Here is a 19,182-nt window from a genome sequence, read left to right on the forward strand (position 1 = left end):
GGAAAAATGAAAGAGATCGTGAATAATAGAAAAAATGTTCTTTATGCAGTAGTGGCTCTTTTGCTCCTCATATTCCCATTTGTATATGATTCCAGAACCATGATGATTCTGTTTACGCAAGTTTTCATCTTTGCCATATTAGCCATGAGTTATGATATATTGCTTGGTTATACTGGAATCGTTTCGTTTGGCCATGCCATGTTTTTTGGGATTGGAGCTTATTCCATAGGGATTTTTATGAAGCGGTTTGAACCAACAGTTCCTTATTTCCTATTAGCTGTTTTAACAACCATTGTACTTACAGCTATTTTGAGTTACATTGTTGGGCTATTAACACTTCGCTTAAAAAGTCACTTTTACGCCATGCTTACATTAGCCTTTGCTGGTTTGTTTCTAGTTTTAGCTGAAAAGTGGAGAACGATGACTTATGGAAATGATGGATTTACATTCCGAACACCAGATATTTTTAAAGACAGAATGGATTTCTATTTGATTTGCTTAGTTATGATGATTGTTGTCTTTCTATTTTTAAATCGATTTACAAATTCTCCACTTGGAAGAGTTCTACAAGCCATCCGTGAAAATGAGCAGAGAACAGAATCACTTGGATATAGCGTTCTTCAATATAAAATTGTAGCGAGTGTTGTTTCAGGAGTTATTGCCGGATTGGCAGGAGTTTTATACGCTGTGTCGTTAAGATTTGTAAACACAAGTGTTTTTACAATGGACATTACATTAGATGCACTTCTAATGACCATTATAGGTGGGGTTGGCACACTTGTTGGAGCGATTATTGGAGCGGGACTCATCGAATTTGCTCAGCATTGGTTAACCGAATTAGCTAAAGTTCATTGGATATTTGAACGTTGGATTATCTTCTTTGGAATTATCTATATATTGGTCGTCATGTTCTTCCCACGTGGTATTGTTGGGACGCTAAGAGATTTAAGGTTTAAATCAAAATCTAAAAAACAGGATGTTGTAAAATCTGAGCAGAAAAAGGCAGCTGGTTAGGAGGAGTCGAATTGGAGCAAAAACAAATTGCGTCATTTGTGATTCGATTTCATTTAGCCGATGTAGACAAAGATACAAGTGAAAAACATTGGCGTATTAAAGTTACCCATGTACAGGACGACAAAGAAACACTCTTTGAGACAACTGAAGATGCTATGACTTTTATGAAAAGTATTGTTGAAGATCAATAGTCCTCAGATTGTGTTTGTCTTGAAAAATCAAGGGCAAGTTATATGCAGGAATCATAACTAGTTTTGTTGAAGAAATAGGACGAAGAAACACCTTAGAAGGTTAAAAGGAAGATATCTTGTGGATGAAGGAGTGGGTACGTTGACAGTAGAGGAAAAGGTTCAATTGAAAAAAGTAGATTTGCCGAATGGTGAAACGATTGCATACCGAGAAAGAGAAGGTGGATCGAAGAAGCTTCTACTCATACACGGGAATATGAACTCTTCAAAACACTGGGATATTTTATTTGAAAACCTTGCTCCAGAATATAAAGTGTATGCTATGGATATGAGGGGATTTGGAGAGTCTTCCTACTACAATCCAATCTATACCATCAAAGATTTATCAGATGATATAAAACTATTTGTTGAACAAATCGGGTTAAAAGATTTCTCAATTATGGGATGGTCGCTAGGAGCACCTGTCTGTATGCAATTTGTAGCCGATTACCCAAGTTACTGTAATAAATTGATTCTGCTTGCCCCTGGTTCAACAAGAGGATATCCGGTTTACGAACTAACTTCAGAAGGGTTACCTGATATAAATAAACGCCTTAAAACATTTGAAGAAATTAAACATGATTCCGTAAGAGTAGTACCAACTGAGACAGCTTATGCAAATAAGAACCGAGATCTCTTAAGATATGTATTTAATGCAACTATTTATACAAAAAATCAACCACAGCCAGATCGATACGAAGAGTATATTGATGATATGCTCACACAAAGGAACTATGCCGAAACGGTTCATGCTTTAAATCAATTCAATATTAGTGATGAATATAATGGATTAGTTGAAGGAAATGGTCTTGCTAAAACGATTCAAATCCCAAGCCTCGTTCTAAGAGGAGACCGAGACCTTATCGTTACACAGGAAATGGCGGAAGAAATCATCACGGACATTGGAGAAAATGCAAGATTTGTAGAACTAAAAGACTGTGGACATTCTCCTTTAGTAGATGACATCACTCAATTAGTAGAAGTTGTTTCAGATTTCTTAAAGTAGTCGAAGGTGCTTCCAACTATTATAATATAAATTAGATTTATAGTTTTAAATAAAGGGGAGGCGTCTAGATGAGAAATGTAGTAATTACATCAGCTGTAAGGACTCCAGTTGGAAGTTTTGGTGGAGCGTTCAAAGATCTTCTACCGACAGACTTAATCGTTCCTGTTATTCAAGAAGCAGTTAAAAGAAGTAACCTAAACCATGATGAAGTAGATGAAGTCATCTTAGGTCATTGTATTCAACGCACAGACCAACCCAATACAGCAAGAACGGCAGCTCTTTTAGCAGGTCTGGCTGATACGACAACTGGGTTTACTGTTCAAAGGCAATGCGCATCTGGAATGCAAGCAATTATCTCTGCTGCATTACAGATTCAAGCCGGTATGTCCGATGTGGTCATTGCAGGTGGGGTTGAAGCAATGAGCTCAAGTCCATACGTATTAAAGCAGCATCGCTGGGGTGCCCGAATGCAACATGGTCAAATAAATGATACTGTGTGGGAAGTGTTAGAAGATCCTATTCACAACATTATGATGGGAGAAACAGCAGAAAACTTGGCAGACTTACACGAAATCACTAGAGAAGAGCAAGATGAGATTGCTTTATTAAGCCATTCTAGAGCAATTCATGCAATTGAAAATGGCTACTTTGATTCACAAATTGTACCGATTACAGTGAAATCTAGAAAAGGTGAAACAGTTGTTGCTAAGGATGAAAGTCCACGATCTGATATTTCAAAAGAGAAGCTAGCGTCATTAAGACCAGCTTTCCGTAAAGATGGTACTGTTACAGCTGGTAATGCATCTAGTATTAACGATGGCGGTGCGGCGTTAGTGTTAATGTCAGAAGAGTTAGCAAAGGAAAAAGGTCTTACACCTTTAGCTAAAATTGTTGGCTTTTCAGTTGCTGGTGTAGATCCGAAAGTCATGGGGAGAGGTCCAGTTCCGGCTGTTCAAAAGGGCCTGAAAAATGTTGGTTGGTCTATAGAAGATGCTGATTTAATTGAAGTGAATGAAGCATTTGCAGCTCAATACCTTGCAGTGGAAAAAGAACTTGGTTTAGATAGAGAAAAAGTGAATGTAAATGGAAGCGGTATCAGCATCGGGCATCCTGTTGGGTGTACTGGTTCAAGAATTGTTGTAAGTCTTGTTCACGAATTAAAAAGAAGAGGTTTGAATAAGGGGATTGCTTCTCTGTGTGTAGGTGGCGGAATGGGAGCAACGGTATTTATTGAAACTCTATAATAATAGTAGTAAACACTTGGAGCCATCCAGGTGTTTTTGTTTTAACCACAGATCTGTTTTTAAAATAGTAAATGTAACTTCGTTGTAACTTTTCTTTTTTAAAATGAGAACATCATGAACGAGGGAGAGATTACAGTGAGGTGGGAACTCGATTGGATAGAAAATAGAGCGAGGTTAACACCAAATGCAGAAGCTATTATTGATGCAGAGCTAAATACAAGCTGGACATACCTAGACATTAATAATCGTTGTACCGCGACTGCTAACTGGTTAACTAAACAGGGAGTCAAAAAAGGGGATCGCATTGCACTTCTTTCTCCTAATCATATAAGCTACTTCGACTTACTTTTTGCATGTGGAAGAATTGGAGCAGTTTTTGTTCCAATTAACTGGAGGCTGTCGATAGAGGAGATAAAATTTATTATTGAGGATTGCTCTCCTAAACTAATTGGCTATCATTCCAATTTTAAGGATAAAATCGATAAACTTATTTTTTCAGAAATTGACTTTTTTGAAGTAGATTGTGAAGTGGAATACTTAGAGAATGGTAACCTGACAAATGAATTTACTGGATCAATTGATGATGTTGATCCGTTAGCCATTATATATACTGGTGGTACCACTGGAAAACCAAAAGGGGTTGTCCTGTCACATCAATCCATCCTTTGGAATGGAATCAATACAATCGTAAGCTGGAGCTTAACAAGCGAGGATACAACTTTAACCTATATGCCTTTATTCCATACAGGGGGACTAAACGCGCTATCTATCCCTATCCTAATGGTAGGAGGAAAAGTGGTGATTGCTAGTGACTTTGATCCTGTAACTGCTATAGGATACTTGAATGACTATCATGTTACCATCGTTCTGTTTGTTCCAACCATGTATCATATGATGGTGGAAACGAACGAATTTAAAGACTCTACTTTTCCATCCATTAAAACATTCTTATCCGGGGGAGCTCCTTGTCCACTAGAAATCTATGAGGAGTTCAAGCGGAAGGATTTGTTATTCAAGGAAGGGTACGGATTGACGGAGGCAGGACCTAATAACTTTTTCATTGATCCGGAAGATGCAAATCAAAAAAGAGGCTCTGTAGGTAAACCTATGCTTTTTAATGGAATAAAGCTTCTCAAAGATGACGGTAATGAGGCAAACACGAATGAAGTTGGAGAGGTACTCATTAAAGGTAAGCACTCTTTTGCTTATTATTGGAACAATGAGGCTGCCACTTCAGAAACTCTAATTGACGGCTGGCTTCACACAGGTGATTTGGCAAAAAGAGATGAAGATGGCTATTACTATATCGTTGGTAGAAAAAAGGATATGATCATTACAGGTGGAGAAAATGTCTATCCTTTAGAGGTTGAGCATTGGATTTCCTCTCATCCACAAGTTAATGAAGTGGCGGTTGTTGGATTACCAGACACGAAATGGGGGGAGATTGTAGCAGCCTTTATTGTTATGAAGGACGGAAATTTATCTATCGATGATATAAAAAAACATTGTTCATACAAACTAGGAAGCTACAAAATTCCTAAAGAAATATTTATGATGACAGAGTTACCTAAAACCCATGTAGGAAAAATTGATAAAAAAGAGTTAAAAAACTATGGGATTAAAGTAAGAAGTGAAAAAGGGAAAACGAGGGTTAGTAAAGAATAATACAGCTTAGAGGTGACGAATATGTTAACGAATAAGCTGTTATCTAGTAAAAATATAAAGTTAAGCCATTTCTCACAAGAGGATCTGGACACCATTCAAAGCTGGTACGGAAACGAACAGACTATGAGGCATTTTGATGCCATTCCGATGAAACCTAAAACGGAAGAAGAAATCAAAAACTGGTTATCTTCTACCTCAAAGGACACTTATCGTTTTGCCATTCGTCTGAATGGAACAAACGAATTAATCGGGTTAGCAGAATTGGACGGCATTTTATGGAGCCACCGAACAAGTTGGGTTTCCATTTTGATTGGAAACGAAGGTCATTGGGGAAAAGGATATGGCAAAGAAGCGATGAGATGCATCATTAACTATGCCTTTAACGAGTTAAATTTATTTAGACTCCAACTGACGGTGTTCTCATACAATGAGAGAGCTATTCCTTTATATGAGAACCTAGGGTTTAAAAAAGAAGGTTCTTACAGACAGTTTCTTGAGCGTGACGGTGTAAGGTACGATATGCATTTATACGGTTTACTTCGAACTGAATGGAAATAAGATGAAAGCGCGAGAACCTCGCGCTTTTATAATTAATAAGTTGAAAAGATAAATAGTATCCATGTTTAAGAGCGCTATTCCAAGTAGATCTATAAGTCAATCTCTTTTCCTAACAAATAGCTTGATAAGAGGTTAAAGAAAAAGAAACAAATTAACAGGAATAGCAAATGGTTGAAGTTTAACGCTACCGCAATAGGGGAGGCTAAACTTGCTCCAGCTAAAAGGATAAATGAATATAAAGACAGAGCCTTAGCACGATGATTACCTCCTAACGTTCCGATCAAGGTGATTACTGTAGGAATAAGCAGAGATATTGAAGCGACAAATAATACAGATAAAGCCATTAATGAGATCCAATCCTTAAAAATAGTCATGAATGATAAGCTGACACCCCCGATCATTAAACCCGTTTTCAATGTAACTCCGACACCAAACTTTTCAATAAGCCTCCCTGTGAATAAAGAAAGGGTGGCACCTATTAACCCAACTGCGCGAAGGACGAATAACTCCTCTTCTGATCCAGTAAAAAACCTTCCGATCCCATCATACAGAGCAACAAATGACAACAAAAGAGTAACTGCAATTCCGTAACATTTTATCAAGCTCCTATTTTTTAAGAGACGAATAAATATCTTTAGTAACGAGGTTTTGTTTTTTTGAGGTCGTGCCGTTTTTGGTAAGACGAAGTAAGAAATAACAAAGAGAGAAATATAGCATAATGAAAAGAAATAAAAAACGTATTCCCAAGGGTAATAGATGTTAATGGAGGAACTGATAAGTTGCCCAATGATTCCGGCCATTAGAAAACCAGTATTTATGAACACTAATAAAAGTGTTCTATTTTTGGGAGAGTATAAGTCAAATGCATATGCGAACGCAACAGGTGCAAAGCTCCCAAGTGTTATACCCTGAATAGATCTTGAAACATATAGGCTCATGAGAGTATCTGAAAATCCAACAGCTAGAGTTGAAAGTGCGGATACAAACATGCCTAAAACCAATATTCTTCTCCTCCCAAAAATATCTGAAGCGGGACCGAAGCTTAGGAGTCCAAAAGCATAAAATAAAGTAAATAAGCTTCCCGCAATCACTACCTGATTTTCTGTAACACCTAAAGAATCTGAAATAGAAATATAGATTGGGATGAGCGTGTATATATTACTAGCTACGAAGATGCCGGTAATCGTTAAAATCATTGCCGTTAACTGGAGAATTGATTTATTTGGATGCACTTTAATCACCTACCTCCTTTAAAATATGCCAATTGGATAAAGAAGGAAGTTGTTCCAATGGCATTAAGCGTGATGATAAAGCTTGGTACTTTCGTCATGAAACTTAAAGGAATATTACAAAATGTATCGAATATTAAATTATAGAATCTATAGATTAAAAGGGGTATTAAAATGACGGTAAGAGATGAATTGAATGTACTCGTTGAAAAAATGAACAATAATCCAGAACACATTAAAGATGAAAAAGATCGAGTATTTCAGGTTGATTTAGAGGAAAGTGGATCATTACAGATTATCCTTAAGAGTGGCCAGGTTGAAGTAACGGAGGATACCACACAAGAACCTGCAGTTACATTAAAGCTGAATGAGAAGAATTTCTCTAAGCTATTAAAGGATGATTTAAATACAACGATGGCTTTTATGACCGGTGGACTTAAAGTAGATGGAAGTATTGGGTTAGCATTAAAATTACAAGAGATTGTGAAGAAATACCAATAGCCAAAACAACGGTAGGCAGATCATCTAAAATGGTGGTCTGTATTTTTTTGAAATTATAAGTTAAGTAATCACCTTAATCATCCAGAGGTGATTTTTTTTATGACTAAAGTCACTTATGGAAGATGATTTGATTTCTGTACAATAACATTTGTTGGGATGTGGAAAAGGTTAACATTATGTACTTAAATTGTAAAAATATTTAATTTTTGGAAAAATGTATTCCCAAGTTGAAAATGTAATGATAAGATTCACTTCGGAGAAATTAGGTTAATTTTACTAAAAAAGGAGACTTATACAAATGTCTTGGATTACGAAATGGTCATTTGGAAATAAAGCGGCTGTTACATTGGTGACAGTGCTTACGTTAGTGATTGGGGTGTTTAGTTATTTTACACTTCCAATGGAGTTTTTACCGTCCGCAGACAACCCACAAGTAACAGTCGTGGTAGTTGGTCAAGGAACAGATTCAAAAACTATGGAGAGCGAAGTAACTTCTCCTCTCGAAAGGGCAGTAGCAGGTGTAAAAGGGAAAAGTAATCTCTATTCTACTACTGGAGACGGATTCTCTAAGATTGATTTATTCTTTGAGTCTGGAACGGACATGAAGGAAGCAAAGCAAGAGGTACAGGATGTTGTAAACAGTGTTCAGTTACCACAAAATGTATCAAAGCCTTCGATTATACAATTAAACACATCAATGATTCCAATCTCTCAAGTAGCTCTAACTTTTGAGGATGGACTTACTGCAGACAACTTAGAGATGGTTGAGAATAAGATATTATCAATTTATAAGGATGTTGATGGAGTTTCAAGCGTTCAGCTATATGGTACAGATTCCTCCTATGTATCTATCCAAATTGATGATGAAAAAATGGCAGCAAACCAGGTTTCACTAGAACAAGTTATGGGTGTTATGAATGGACAAAATACAGCTTTGTCCATTGGAGAAAAAGTAATTGACGACAAAACAAGTAACATTAAAGTTATTGGAGATATGACTAGCTTGACGAGGTTAAGTGAATTACCTATAACTCCAGCTGTAACACTTGGAGATATTGCAACGGTTGAAGAAAAGAAACCAGATAATGTTATTAGTAGAATGAATGGAAAAGAAGTTATTGCTTTAAGTATCGCAAAGGATAGTTCCTCTAACGCAGTTTCTGTTAGTAAGGATATTGCAAAAGCAACAGAAGAAATAAATAATGATTACGATAACTTGGAAGCGACGGTTTACTTATCTACTGCAGATATGGTTGAGTCATCTGTTACGTCAATGGTTAAAGAGGTATTATTAGGTGCATTATTTGCAACCATTGTCATCATGGTATTTTTAAGAAATATTCGTTCTACATTTATCACAATTGTTTCTATTCCATTGTCTCTATGTTTTACGTTGTTCCTACTATCTAAATCAGGTATTACGTTAAATATTTTAACTCTTGGAGGAGTTGCAGTTGCTGTTGGCCGTCTTGTGGACGATAGTATTGTGGTTATCGAGAACATTTTCCGAAAGATGCAAAAGGAGAAATTCTCTATTCAGCTAGTAATTGATGCAACGAAGGAAGTGGGAGGAGCGATTACAGCTTCTACCTTAACTACAGTGGCAGTATTTTTACCTATAGGTTTATTAGGTGGTAGTCTTCAAGAATTCATCCTGCCATTTGCATTAACAGTAACGTATTCATTGCTAACATCATTACTTGTTGCGATAACAGTAGTACCATTAATGAGCGCTGGTCTTTTAAAAAGAACCAAACTACCTGAGCATAAGCCGGGAGTGCGCTTTAAGAATTTCATTACTTGGTCTTTAAACCACAAGTGGATTGTTCTATCCTTAGCATTCTTATTGTTTGCTGGATCTATAGGTACCTACTTTGTTATGCCAAAAGGTGCGACTGATAATTCATCAGCAGATTATGTAGGCATTTCACTTAGTTATCCAAATGAGACTCCAATTGAAGAAGTTAAAGAAAATGCATTAAAACTAGAGAAGTCTATACTTGAAATGGATGAGGTTAAGTATGCTGTTACACAGCTTGGTAATTCAGCAGAAGCAGCTCAATACGGTCAAGTAGGGTCTCCGACAGAGGCAATGTATAGCATTCTTTTAAAAAATAAGGATGAAACAGACAAGGTAATGAAGGAGCTAGAAAAATTAAAAGAAGATTATCCGAATGCAGAGTATACAGTTATGGCAAGCTCCTTTATGTTCGGTGGTTCTGCTACTAATATTACAATTGATATTATTGGTGAGAACACAAGCGATTTAGAAGATACAGCTAATACAATAAAAGAGGAGATTAGCAGTATTGATGGAGTCGAAGAGGTAACAACGAACCAGGAAGAGAAGAAAACAGTCTATTCTCTAACGGTTGATCCAACGAAGGGCAATACAGAGCAAGTGGCTAGACAGCTTGCTGTTATGTTAAATCCAACACCTATTGGTTCCATGAAATTAAATGAAAAAGAAACAATGGTTGTTCTTGAACCAATTTTAGATACAAACAGTCAAGAAGATCTGAAAGATATTCCGGTCTTCACTCAAGCAGGTTTCGTCCCAGTTTCAGAAATCGCAACCCTTGTAAAAGAAGAAAAGCCAACTAGTCTTTTTCATAAAGATGGTGAAACCTACTTACAAGTTACTGCAACAATAGATCCAGAAAAGCTTTCTTCTATTAATAAAGAAGTTCAACTTAGTATTTTTGGAGATAACAAAGAAGATAAAGGCTTAGAGCTTCCAGAAGGTGTTGAAGTATTTGTAGGTGGTGCTGGTGCTCAACAAGCTGAAGACTTTACTGACTTATTTATGACAATGATTATTTCTATAGGTTTAGTTTTCTTAATCATGGTTATTACCTTTAAGTCATTTAGAGCACCAATTGCTATCCTATTCTCATTGCCTTTAGCTGCAATCGGAGCAATTCTAGGATTACTAATTAGCAGAATCCCTGTAGATGTTACTTCATTATTAGGTGCTTTAATGCTAATTGGAATCGTAGTAACAAATGCGATCGTTTTATTAGATCGTGTAAAACAAAATGAAAAGAAAATGATTATTCGTGATGCGATTGTAGAAGCTTCAGTAACAAGAATGCGTCCAATCATCATGACAGCTGTTGCAACGATCTGTGCTATGCTCCCATTATTGTTCAAAAAGGCTGAGACAGGAAACCTAGTTTCTCAAAACTTAGCGGTTGTAGTAATCGGGGGATTAGCAATGGCAACATTGTTAACATTGGTTGTTATTCCGTGTATTTATGAGTTACTTCACTTTAAGAAATCAAGAAAACAAAGAAGAGAACAATTAACTACAAATACAGAACAAATTGCTGGATAGTTGTATAGAAAAAACGGGCCTCGGCCCGTTTTTTTATGTTAATTCTTATAATTAAAACCATGCCTCCGTTTGCATGAATGTCAATTTCTATTCAAGCTTAATTCGCTTTTATCTATCCTTAAAGATCAATTAGTATATTCCTTTAACTTCTCATACCAATCCAAAATTTCATCAGAATTTGACGTATTTATAAAAATATCTTTATGATTCTCTAGTTTTATATACAAGTAAGGGGAAGAGTCCTTATGAATAAATAATAGGCTACTTCCGTGTCCATCAACGTCAAAGTGTCCCTTCGCCCTTGTTGATAACCCGAAACCATTCTCTTTCCACTTTATGTTGGGCATTTCTTCTAATAGTTCTACCTGGACAATGTCGTTATAAGTCCATTCATCACCGTACATGCCTGACACTTCAAAGGAATCTTCTCTCAAAACTAAATCAAAATCTCTGTACCCGTAGGAATAGAGGATTGATACACCAGAAATTACAACGCAAAAGAGAATCGTGCTAAAAATATAGCTGCGTTTTCGCTTTTTTTCAACCTCGTATTTAGACAAATAAATAGTTCCACCAAGCAAATAAACGAGCAAAAAACCAAATTGTACTTCTATAGAAAAAGGAAAAGGTGTGAAGCTTAATGGAAGCAGAATCAGCATGCCGATTCCTGTTGTCATTAAAAGCATTGTCGCCTTCTTCACATATCCATTATTAATCAATTCTTCTTGTTCTTCCCGTGGTCGAGTAGCGAATCCAGAAATAAGGTCATAAGTTTCTTTTTTTCTAATTCCCCAACCAATTAGAAAAAGCAATAGTGCTATAAATAATTGAATAAAAAACACTGCTGACATAAAGTAACCCTCCTAAAACCAAGTTGGAAGTTTCATACAAATATATACGAGCCATAAATCATTAAGTTCCATTTAATTTGTAAAAAGTGTCATATGCCTTTTCAAAAAATTTACATACTTCTGTGATAAGATAGATGAAGTATAATATGTTAATCAAATGTGATTTACAGTACTCAATATAGAGAAACATTAAATATAAAGTCCTTAGTATAAAGGAGGTAAATACATGTCAGTTCGTTTACTCGTAGGACGGTCTGGTACTGGTAAGACTACATATTGTCTAAATGAAATACAGGATAAAATGCTAAACAACCCTGATGGGGACCCAATCATTTATCTTGTTCCAGATCAGATGACATTTTTATCTGAATACAAATTAATTACTGCTCCTGAAATAGGTGGGATGATACGTACACAAGTTTATAGCTTTACTCGGCTTGCATGGAGAATTCTTCAAGAAACTGGTGGGATAAGCCGTTATCATTTAAGTAATGTTGGATTAAGTATGCTTATCCGAAAAATTATTGAAGATAAGAAGGATGAGTTAACGTTATTTCAAAAAGCTGCTGATAAAAATGGCTTTATTCAACAAATGGAACAAATGTTAACCGAGTTTAAGCGTTACTGTGTGAGTCCCGAGGAGCTAGCGGTGAAGAAAGCTAGTTTTGTAGATGGTGAAAACCCATCAAAGGCACTTCATGATAAGCTTCATGATTTAGAGCTAATTTATAAAAACTTTGAAGAATCTTTATTGGACAAATATATAGATTCAGAGGATTATTTTAGGCTACTAACTGAAAAAGCGGTTTCTTCAAATTATTTAAAAAATGCTGAAGTATACATTGATGGGTTTTACAGTTTCACCCCTCAAGAATATATGATTATTGAACAATTAATGAAGCTATGTAAGAACGTCACGATTACTTTTACGTTAGATAAACCTTTTAACGAAGTAGCACCTGATGAACTACACCTATTTCGTATGTCTGGTGAAAATAGCCAAACGATTTATGAAATTGCTAGAACGGAAGGGATTCAAGTTGAAGAGTTTCTTCTAAATGAGCAAAAAAGATGGCAACACCCATCTTTACAGCATCTAGAAAACCATTTCAATAGTCGTCCGACTATTCCTTATAAAGGTGATACTGTTATCTCAGTTGGACAAGCTGTTAATCGACGAGCTGAAATAGAAGGGTTAGCACGAACCATTCAAAAGTTGGTTAGAGAAAAAGACTATCGTTATCGTGATATCGCCTTATTAATGAGGAATGGCAACGAATATCGCGATATTATTGAAACGGTTTTTCATGATTATGAAATCCCATATTTTATTGATCAAAAGCGAACGATGTTAAATCACCCGTTGGTTGAATTAGTGAGATCAACTTTAGAAATTATTAATGGGTATTGGAAATATGACTCCGTTTTTCGAGCAGTAAAAACAGAGCTTTTATATCCTCTAACCTCAAACAGCTTACAATTACGTGAAAAAATGGACCACCTGGAGAACTATGTTTTAGCTTACGGTATACAAGGGGATAAATGGATTAAAAAAGATCGCTGGATCTATCGAAGATTTAGAGGTCTGGAGCTTGAATCGGTACCGCAAACAGATAGAGAAAGACAGTTAGAACAACAGCTTAATGAATTAAGGCTCATGATTACCGCACCAGTTTTAAGATTATCACGAAGACTTAAGAAAGCTGATAACGGCAGAAAGTTAAGTGAAGCACTTTATTTGTATTTAGAGGAGTTGGACATTCCTGCGAAACTAGAAAAATGGAAGTTGGAAGCTGAAGAGAAAGGTAACCTTATCCAGTCTAGGGAGCATGATCAAGCTTGGAACAGCATGATGGAAATGTTAGATCAGTTTGTTGAAATGCTTGGAGATGAACAAGTCACTTTGAAGCAATTCGCCTCTATTTTAGATGCGGGGATGGAATCACTTCGTTTTTCATTAGTTCCGCCTGCCATTGACCAAGTACTCGCAGCAGATCTCGAGAAGTCAAGGTTATCAGATGTCAAAGTTGCTTTTATCATTGGCTTAAATGAAGGTGTGCTACCAGCAAAATTCTCAGAAGATGGACTTCTTGCTGACGAAGATCGTGAGAAGTTAATTAATAGTGGATTAAAAATTGCAGCTAGTAGTCGAACTCGCCTTTTAGATGAGGAATTTATAGCCTATAAGGCATTCACAACTCCTGCAGAACAATTATTCATTAGCTACCCATTGGCAAATGAGGAGGGTAAGGCATTGATTGCATCTTCTTACATTAAGAGGATGACGGATATGTTCCCAGACGCTAACATCCAGTACTATATGACAGAGCCTTCAGAGCTAACAGAATCAGAGCAGCTTCAATACGTAGTAAATGAAAATACGACACTCGCCCATTTGACATCACAGCTTCAGTTAAAAAAGAGAAACTATCCAATTTATGACTTCTGGTGGGATGTATACAACTATTATTTAAGCAACCCACGCTGGAACGATTTAACAAAGAAAGTTCTATTAAGCTTAGATTATAGTAACCAATCGAAGCAGCTTCCTGAAGAAATTAGTAAAGAATTGTATGGGGAAGAAATTCAAACTAGTGTATCTAGAATGGAACTGTTTCATAGCTGTCCGTTCTCTCATTTTGCTCAACATGGCTTAAAACTTCGAGACAGACAGATATTTAGATTAGAGGCACCGGATATAGGTGAGTTGTTTCACGGAGCTTTAAAATATATAGCTGAAACTATTACGAATAAGAACCTTTCATGGAATGACATTTCAAAAAGTGAAATAGAGAAGCTTGCTAAGGAAGCAGTTGAGGTGTTGGCACCTAAGCTTCAAAATGAGATTCTATTAAGCTCTAATAGGCATCATTATATTAAAAGAAAGCTTGAGCAGATCATAAAAAGAGCATCGTTCGTTTTAAGTGAGCATGCTAAATCAAGTGGTTTTGTACCAGTAGGGTTAGAGTTAGGTTTCGGACCGAAGGAGAAAATCCCGCCGCTATCCTTTTCGTTACGAAATGGTACAAAAATGGAGCTAGTCGGTAGAATTGACCGAGTAGATAAAGCTGTAGATGAAAGTGGAGTTTACTTAAGAGTCATTGACTATAAATCAAGCTCGAAAGACCTAAATGTAAATGAAGTTTATTATGGGTTGGCTCTACAAATGTTAACGTACCTAGATATTATTATCTCTCACTCTAGCTCACTAATTGGTGCAGCAGCTAATCCAGCAGGTGTGTTATACTTTCATGTTCATAATCCAATGATTAACACGACAAAAATGCTTGGAATAGATGAGATTGAGGAAGAACTTTTTAAGAAGTTTAAAATGAATGGTCTACTACTTGGTGAAGAAAATGTCATTAAGTTAATGGATAATACACTTGATACTGGTGATTCACAAATCATTTCTGCTGGGATTAAAAAGGATGGGTCGTTATCAAAACGTTCGAAAGTAGCAAGTAAAGAAGAATTTGAGGGATTAAGGAAGTTTGTTCGAAAAATGTACGTTCAGACAGGAGACTCTATAATAGATGGAACGGTCAACATTGCGCCTTATAAAATGAAGGACCGTACACCTTGTACGTTTTGTTCATATAAGCCTGTTTGTCAGTTTGATGAATCCTTAGAGGCAAATAAATATCGATCCCTTCCAGTCCAATCAAAAGAAGAAGTATTAGATCTAATTAGAAAGGAGGCAGACGAGCTTGGCTAAAATGACCATTCCACCAAAGCCAGAACATGTTACATGGACAGATGACCAATGGAAGGCAATTATGGCGAAGGGACAAGATATCCTTGTGGCGGCGGCAGCTGGTTCAGGGAAAACAGCTGTTCTTGTTGAACGAATGATCAATAAGATCTTGTCAGTAGATGAGCCGATTAATGTTGATGAGTTGTTAGTTGTTACTTTTACGAATGCATCAGCTGCGGAAATGAGGCATCGTATAGGGGAAGCTCTAGAAAAAGCAATAGATAAAGATCCTACTTCAAAGCATCTTAGGAAACAACTAACGCTCTTAAACAGAGCATCTATCTCAACACTTCACTCCTTTTGTTTAGAAGTAATTCGGAAATATTACTATAAGATTGATGTGGATCCTGGATTTAGAATTGCTGATGAAACCGAGGCTCAGCTTCTTAGAGATGAAGTAATGGACGAGCTATTTGAAGAAGAATATGGGAAAGAAGGAAATCTTGCTTTTTATCAGTTAGTAGATACTTTTACGAACGATCGAAGCGATAGTGCATTACAAGACATTGTCCGTGAACTCTATGATTTTGCACGATCTAATCCTTCTCCATATGAATATTTAGATTCAATTGCAGAAATGTATAATGTTGAGCCGACAACTACGATTGAACAACTACCATTTATTGATGCTCTAATGTATGATGTTGAGCTTCAGCTTGAAGGAGCTAAACATCTTCTACAAAGCGGATTGGAGCTAACAAAAATTCCAGGTGGTCCAGCACCAAGGGCAGAGAACTTTTTAGATGATATCCGTATTATTGATAGCTTAATAGAAGCAAAAAGTGACTCATGGGAAAAGCTTTATGAAGCAATTCAATCGTGGTCTTTCTCTCGTGCGAAAACATGTCGTGGAGATGAGTTTGACAAAGAACTTCTCGACCGTGCACAAAAGCTAAGAGATAAGGCAAAAAAAATCGTACAAAAAATACAAAGTGAACTATTTTCTAGAAAACCTGAAAGTTTTATTAAAGATATGATGGAAATGAGACCACATATTGAAACACTCGTTCAGTTGGTAGCAAGCTTTTCAGTAAAGTTCTCACAAGTGAAAAAAGAAAAAGGGCTTGTTGACTTTGCAGATTTAGAACATTACTGCCTCGAAATATTGTGTGATGAAGAAAAGAGTAGGGAAGAGAAAAGGCTTATTCCTTCTCTAGAAGCTTTTTCTTATCGTAGTCAGTTTAAAGAAGTCTTAGTGGATGAGTATCAAGACACGAATATGGTACAGGAAGCCATCCTTAAGCTCGTAACTAAGGATGCTGAAGAAAGTGGAAATCTATTTATGGTTGGGGACGTCAAACAGTCCATTTATCGATTCCGTTTAGCAGAGCCAAACCTTTTTTTAAGTAAATACAATCGTTTTGAGGTAGAAGGTGAAAACTCAGGCTTAAGAATTGACTTAGCTAGAAACTTCCGAAGTCGAAAAGAAGTATTAGAGGGGACTAACTTCCTTTTTAAACAGATCATGGGAGTGAAAGTGGGCGAAATTGAATATGACAAAGCTGCAGAGCTAGTCAAAGGTGCGCCTTATCCCGAGAAAGAGGCATACCCGATTGAGCTCTTGTTAATCAATCAACAGGGAAAAGATGAGACTGAAGAAGTAGAAGATGAGGAAGCTTCTTCACCATCTGAGTTTGATCTTGAAGATTTGGCTCAATCACAACTAGAGGCAAAAGTGATGGCTCGTAAAATCAAGGAGATGGTTGAGCAGCGTAAGCCTGTTTTTAATCCAAAAACCAACTCAAGTCGTCCGATCGAATATAGAGATGTTGTTATTCTTCTTCGTTCTATGACTTGGGCTCCGCAAATTATGGAGGAATTTAAACAGCAAGGAATTCCGGTATATGCGAACCTTTCTTCTGGTTACTTTGAGGCAACAGAAGTAGCCATCATGATGTCTCTCTTAAAAATAATAGATAATCCGTACCAGGATATTCCGTTGGCATCTGTTCTTCGCTCCCCAATTGTTGGGCTAAATGAAGAGGAACTAGCTTTAGTGCGATTGGAGAATAGAGGAGGTTCCTACTACGAAGCTTTAAAGGCATTGTGTCAAAAAAACCCTACGGAGAAAACCGAGCAGCTTTATGATAAGCTGCGTCCCTTCTATGACCAATTAACGAATTGGCGAACGAAAGCGAGACAGGGAGCTTTAGCAGAATTAATTTGGCAGCTGTATAGAGAAACAAGATTTTATGATTTTGTCGGTGGGATGCCTGGTGGAAAGCAAAGACAAGCCAATCTCCGTGCACTTTATGACCGAGCCCGCCAATATGAGGAAACCTCCTTTAGAGGCCTATTCCGATTCCTTCGATTCGTTGAACGGATGAGAGATCGAGGGGATGATCTAGGAGCAGCTAGGGCTCTAGGCGAGCAAGAAGACGTTGTACGGATGATGACCATTCACAGTAGTAAAGGTCTAGAATTTCCAGTTGTTTTTGTGGCAGGTTTAGCCCGTCAATTTAATACAATGGACTTAAAGAAGTCCTATTTACTAGATAAGGAATTTGGGTTCGCGGCGAAGTATGTAAATGCAGAGAAGCGAATTTCATTTCCATCACTTCCTCAGCTTGCTTTTAAAAGAAAAAAGAAGCTTGAAATGCTAGCGGAAGAGATGCGTGTGTTATATGTAGCATTAACACGTGCAAAAGAGAATTTATATTTATTAGCAACTGTTAAGGATGCTAGTAAGAAATTAACGGAATGGGCCCAGCATTTAGAAAATAACGAATGGCTTATTAAAGAATACGATCGCTCTGCAGCAAAAGGGTATATCGATTGGATTGGTCCAGCCCTAGTTAGGCATCAGGATTGCTTTGATTTAAGGCAGGATCAGGAGGTTCACCCTTTAGTCCCATCCGATATCACCTTGCACCCATCTTGTTGGAAGGTTAGTATGATACAAGCAGATGAGATTAAGGAGCAATCCGAAACTCAAATATTAGAACAGGACAATATGATGGATAAAGTGTATAACGCTGAGCTTGTGCCAATAGAATCATCCTTTAAAGAATTAGTTCATCAACAGCTAAGCTGGCAATATCCATATACACATGCTTCATCACATCGTTCTAAGCAGTCTGTTTCAGAAATAAAGAGACAGAGGGAAATAGCTGCAGAAGACAGTGATACGATGATCCTTAGGAAATTTAAAAAACCATTGTTAAATAGACCGAGATTCATGCAGGAAAAAGCTTTAACTCCTGCTGAGAGAGGAACAGCTATGCATATGGTTATGCAACATGTCGATTATTCTGAACCAATTACGGTACTTGCTGTTGAACAACTACTGGAAGATATGTTGAAAAGGGAGCTCTTAACAGAGGAGCAAAGAGAGGTTATTGATGCTTCACAAATTGTTAGCTTCTTTGATTCCGAATTAGGACAAAGAATGCTTCGTGCAGACAATCTAAAAAGAGAAATTCCATTTAGTGTTTCTTTCCCAGCAAGTGAGGCCTATGATAACTGGAAAGGTACCGATGAACCTATTTTAATTCAAGGGGTTATAGACTGCTTCTTTGAAGATGAAGAAGGGGCAGTTCTTCTTGACTATAAAACGGATGGAATACATGACAGATTCAAAGGCGGATTTGATGAGGCAAAACCTGTGTTAGAGGATCGCTACCGGGTGCAGATTGAATTATATACAAAAGCACTTCAAACGATATTAAAACGTAAGGTTGATGAAAAATACTTGTTCTTTTTTGATGGTGCACATATTATCAAGTTCGATTAAGATTATTTTAGAGCCGGCATGGGAAACTTATTTCTTAGCCGGTTTATTTTTATTTTTCAC

At 36.9% G+C, this 19,182-nt stretch carries 12 protein-coding genes; 10 read left to right on the forward strand and 2 right to left on the reverse strand.

Annotated features, from left to right (window positions below; translation table 11 throughout):
- Positions 1–6 precede the first annotated feature (6 nt).
- The 6 genes from ACFYKX_RS06695 to ACFYKX_RS06720 all read left to right on the forward strand — a co-directional run bounded on the left by ACFYKX_RS06695 (position 7) and on the right by ACFYKX_RS06720 (position 5,714).
- On the forward strand, positions 7–1,014 hold the full coding sequence (locus ACFYKX_RS06695; RefSeq protein WP_389359330.1) for a branched-chain amino acid ABC transporter permease: 1,008 nt from the start codon (positions 7–9) through the stop codon (positions 1,012–1,014).
- 11 nt (positions 1,015–1,025) lie between these two features.
- Complete coding sequence (locus tag ACFYKX_RS06700; RefSeq protein ID WP_389359332.1) at positions 1,026–1,205, forward strand: hypothetical protein; 180 nt, start codon at positions 1,026–1,028, stop codon at positions 1,203–1,205.
- Between the two features lie 118 nt (positions 1,206–1,323).
- A complete protein-coding gene (gene phaZ, locus ACFYKX_RS06705; RefSeq protein WP_389359333.1) occupies positions 1,324–2,247 on the forward strand; it encodes an intracellular short-chain-length polyhydroxyalkanoate depolymerase in 924 nt (307 codons plus the stop codon).
- 68 nt (positions 2,248–2,315) lie between these two features.
- Positions 2,316–3,491, forward strand: a complete 1,176-nt coding sequence (locus ACFYKX_RS06710) for a thiolase family protein (RefSeq protein WP_389359335.1) — start codon at positions 2,316–2,318, stop codon at positions 3,489–3,491.
- Between the two features lie 135 nt (positions 3,492–3,626).
- Complete coding sequence (locus ACFYKX_RS06715; protein ID WP_389359337.1) at positions 3,627–5,156, forward strand: acyl-CoA synthetase; 1,530 nt, start codon at positions 3,627–3,629, stop codon at positions 5,154–5,156.
- 21 nt (positions 5,157–5,177) lie between these two features.
- Positions 5,178–5,714: a GNAT family N-acetyltransferase gene (locus tag ACFYKX_RS06720; protein ID WP_389359339.1), complete on the forward strand. Its 537-nt coding sequence runs from the start codon at positions 5,178–5,180 to the stop codon at positions 5,712–5,714.
- An 89-nt stretch (positions 5,715–5,803) separates the two neighbouring features.
- Here ACFYKX_RS06720 and ACFYKX_RS06725 read toward each other — a convergent pair whose 3' ends face one another.
- A complete protein-coding gene (locus ACFYKX_RS06725) occupies positions 5,804–6,955 on the reverse strand; it encodes an MFS transporter (protein WP_389359341.1) in 1,152 nt (383 codons plus the stop codon).
- A gap of 162 nt (positions 6,956–7,117) precedes the next feature.
- Between ACFYKX_RS06725 and ACFYKX_RS06730 the strand changes: the two genes are divergently transcribed.
- Together ACFYKX_RS06730 and ACFYKX_RS06735 are read left to right on the forward strand one after the other, a co-directional pair.
- Positions 7,118–7,444 carry an SCP2 sterol-binding domain-containing protein gene (locus tag ACFYKX_RS06730; protein ID WP_389359343.1) on the forward strand — a complete coding sequence of 109 codons (327 nt, stop codon included), beginning with the start codon at positions 7,118–7,120 and terminating at the stop codon, positions 7,442–7,444.
- Positions 7,445–7,742: 298 nt separating this feature from the next.
- On the forward strand, positions 7,743–10,781 hold the full coding sequence (locus ACFYKX_RS06735) for an efflux RND transporter permease subunit (RefSeq protein ID WP_389359345.1): 3,039 nt from the start codon (positions 7,743–7,745) through the stop codon (positions 10,779–10,781).
- 125 nt (positions 10,782–10,906) lie between these two features.
- On the opposite strand, the gene ACFYKX_RS06740 is transcribed toward ACFYKX_RS06735, so the two are convergent.
- A complete protein-coding gene (locus tag ACFYKX_RS06740) occupies positions 10,907–11,632 on the reverse strand; it encodes a DUF3784 domain-containing protein (RefSeq protein WP_389359347.1) in 726 nt (241 codons plus the stop codon).
- 226 nt (positions 11,633–11,858) lie between these two features.
- Here ACFYKX_RS06740 and addB point away from each other — a divergent pair, with 226 nt between their 5' ends.
- Together addB and addA are read left to right on the forward strand one after the other, a co-directional pair.
- Positions 11,859–15,350 carry a helicase-exonuclease AddAB subunit AddB gene (gene addB / locus ACFYKX_RS06745; protein ID WP_389359349.1) on the forward strand — a complete coding sequence of 1,164 codons (3,492 nt, stop codon included), beginning with the start codon at positions 11,859–11,861 and terminating at the stop codon, positions 15,348–15,350.
- A 1-nt stretch (position 15,351) separates the two neighbouring features.
- On the forward strand, positions 15,352–19,122 hold the full coding sequence (addA, locus tag ACFYKX_RS06750) for a helicase-exonuclease AddAB subunit AddA (protein WP_389359823.1): 3,771 nt from the start codon (positions 15,352–15,354) through the stop codon (positions 19,120–19,122).
- The last annotated feature ends 60 nt before the right edge of the window (positions 19,123–19,182 follow it).

It is taken from the genome of Cytobacillus spartinae (genome assembly GCF_042865285.1).
Taxonomy (GTDB): Bacteria; Bacillota; Bacilli; order Bacillales; family Cytobacillaceae; genus Robertmurraya_A; species Robertmurraya_A spartinae.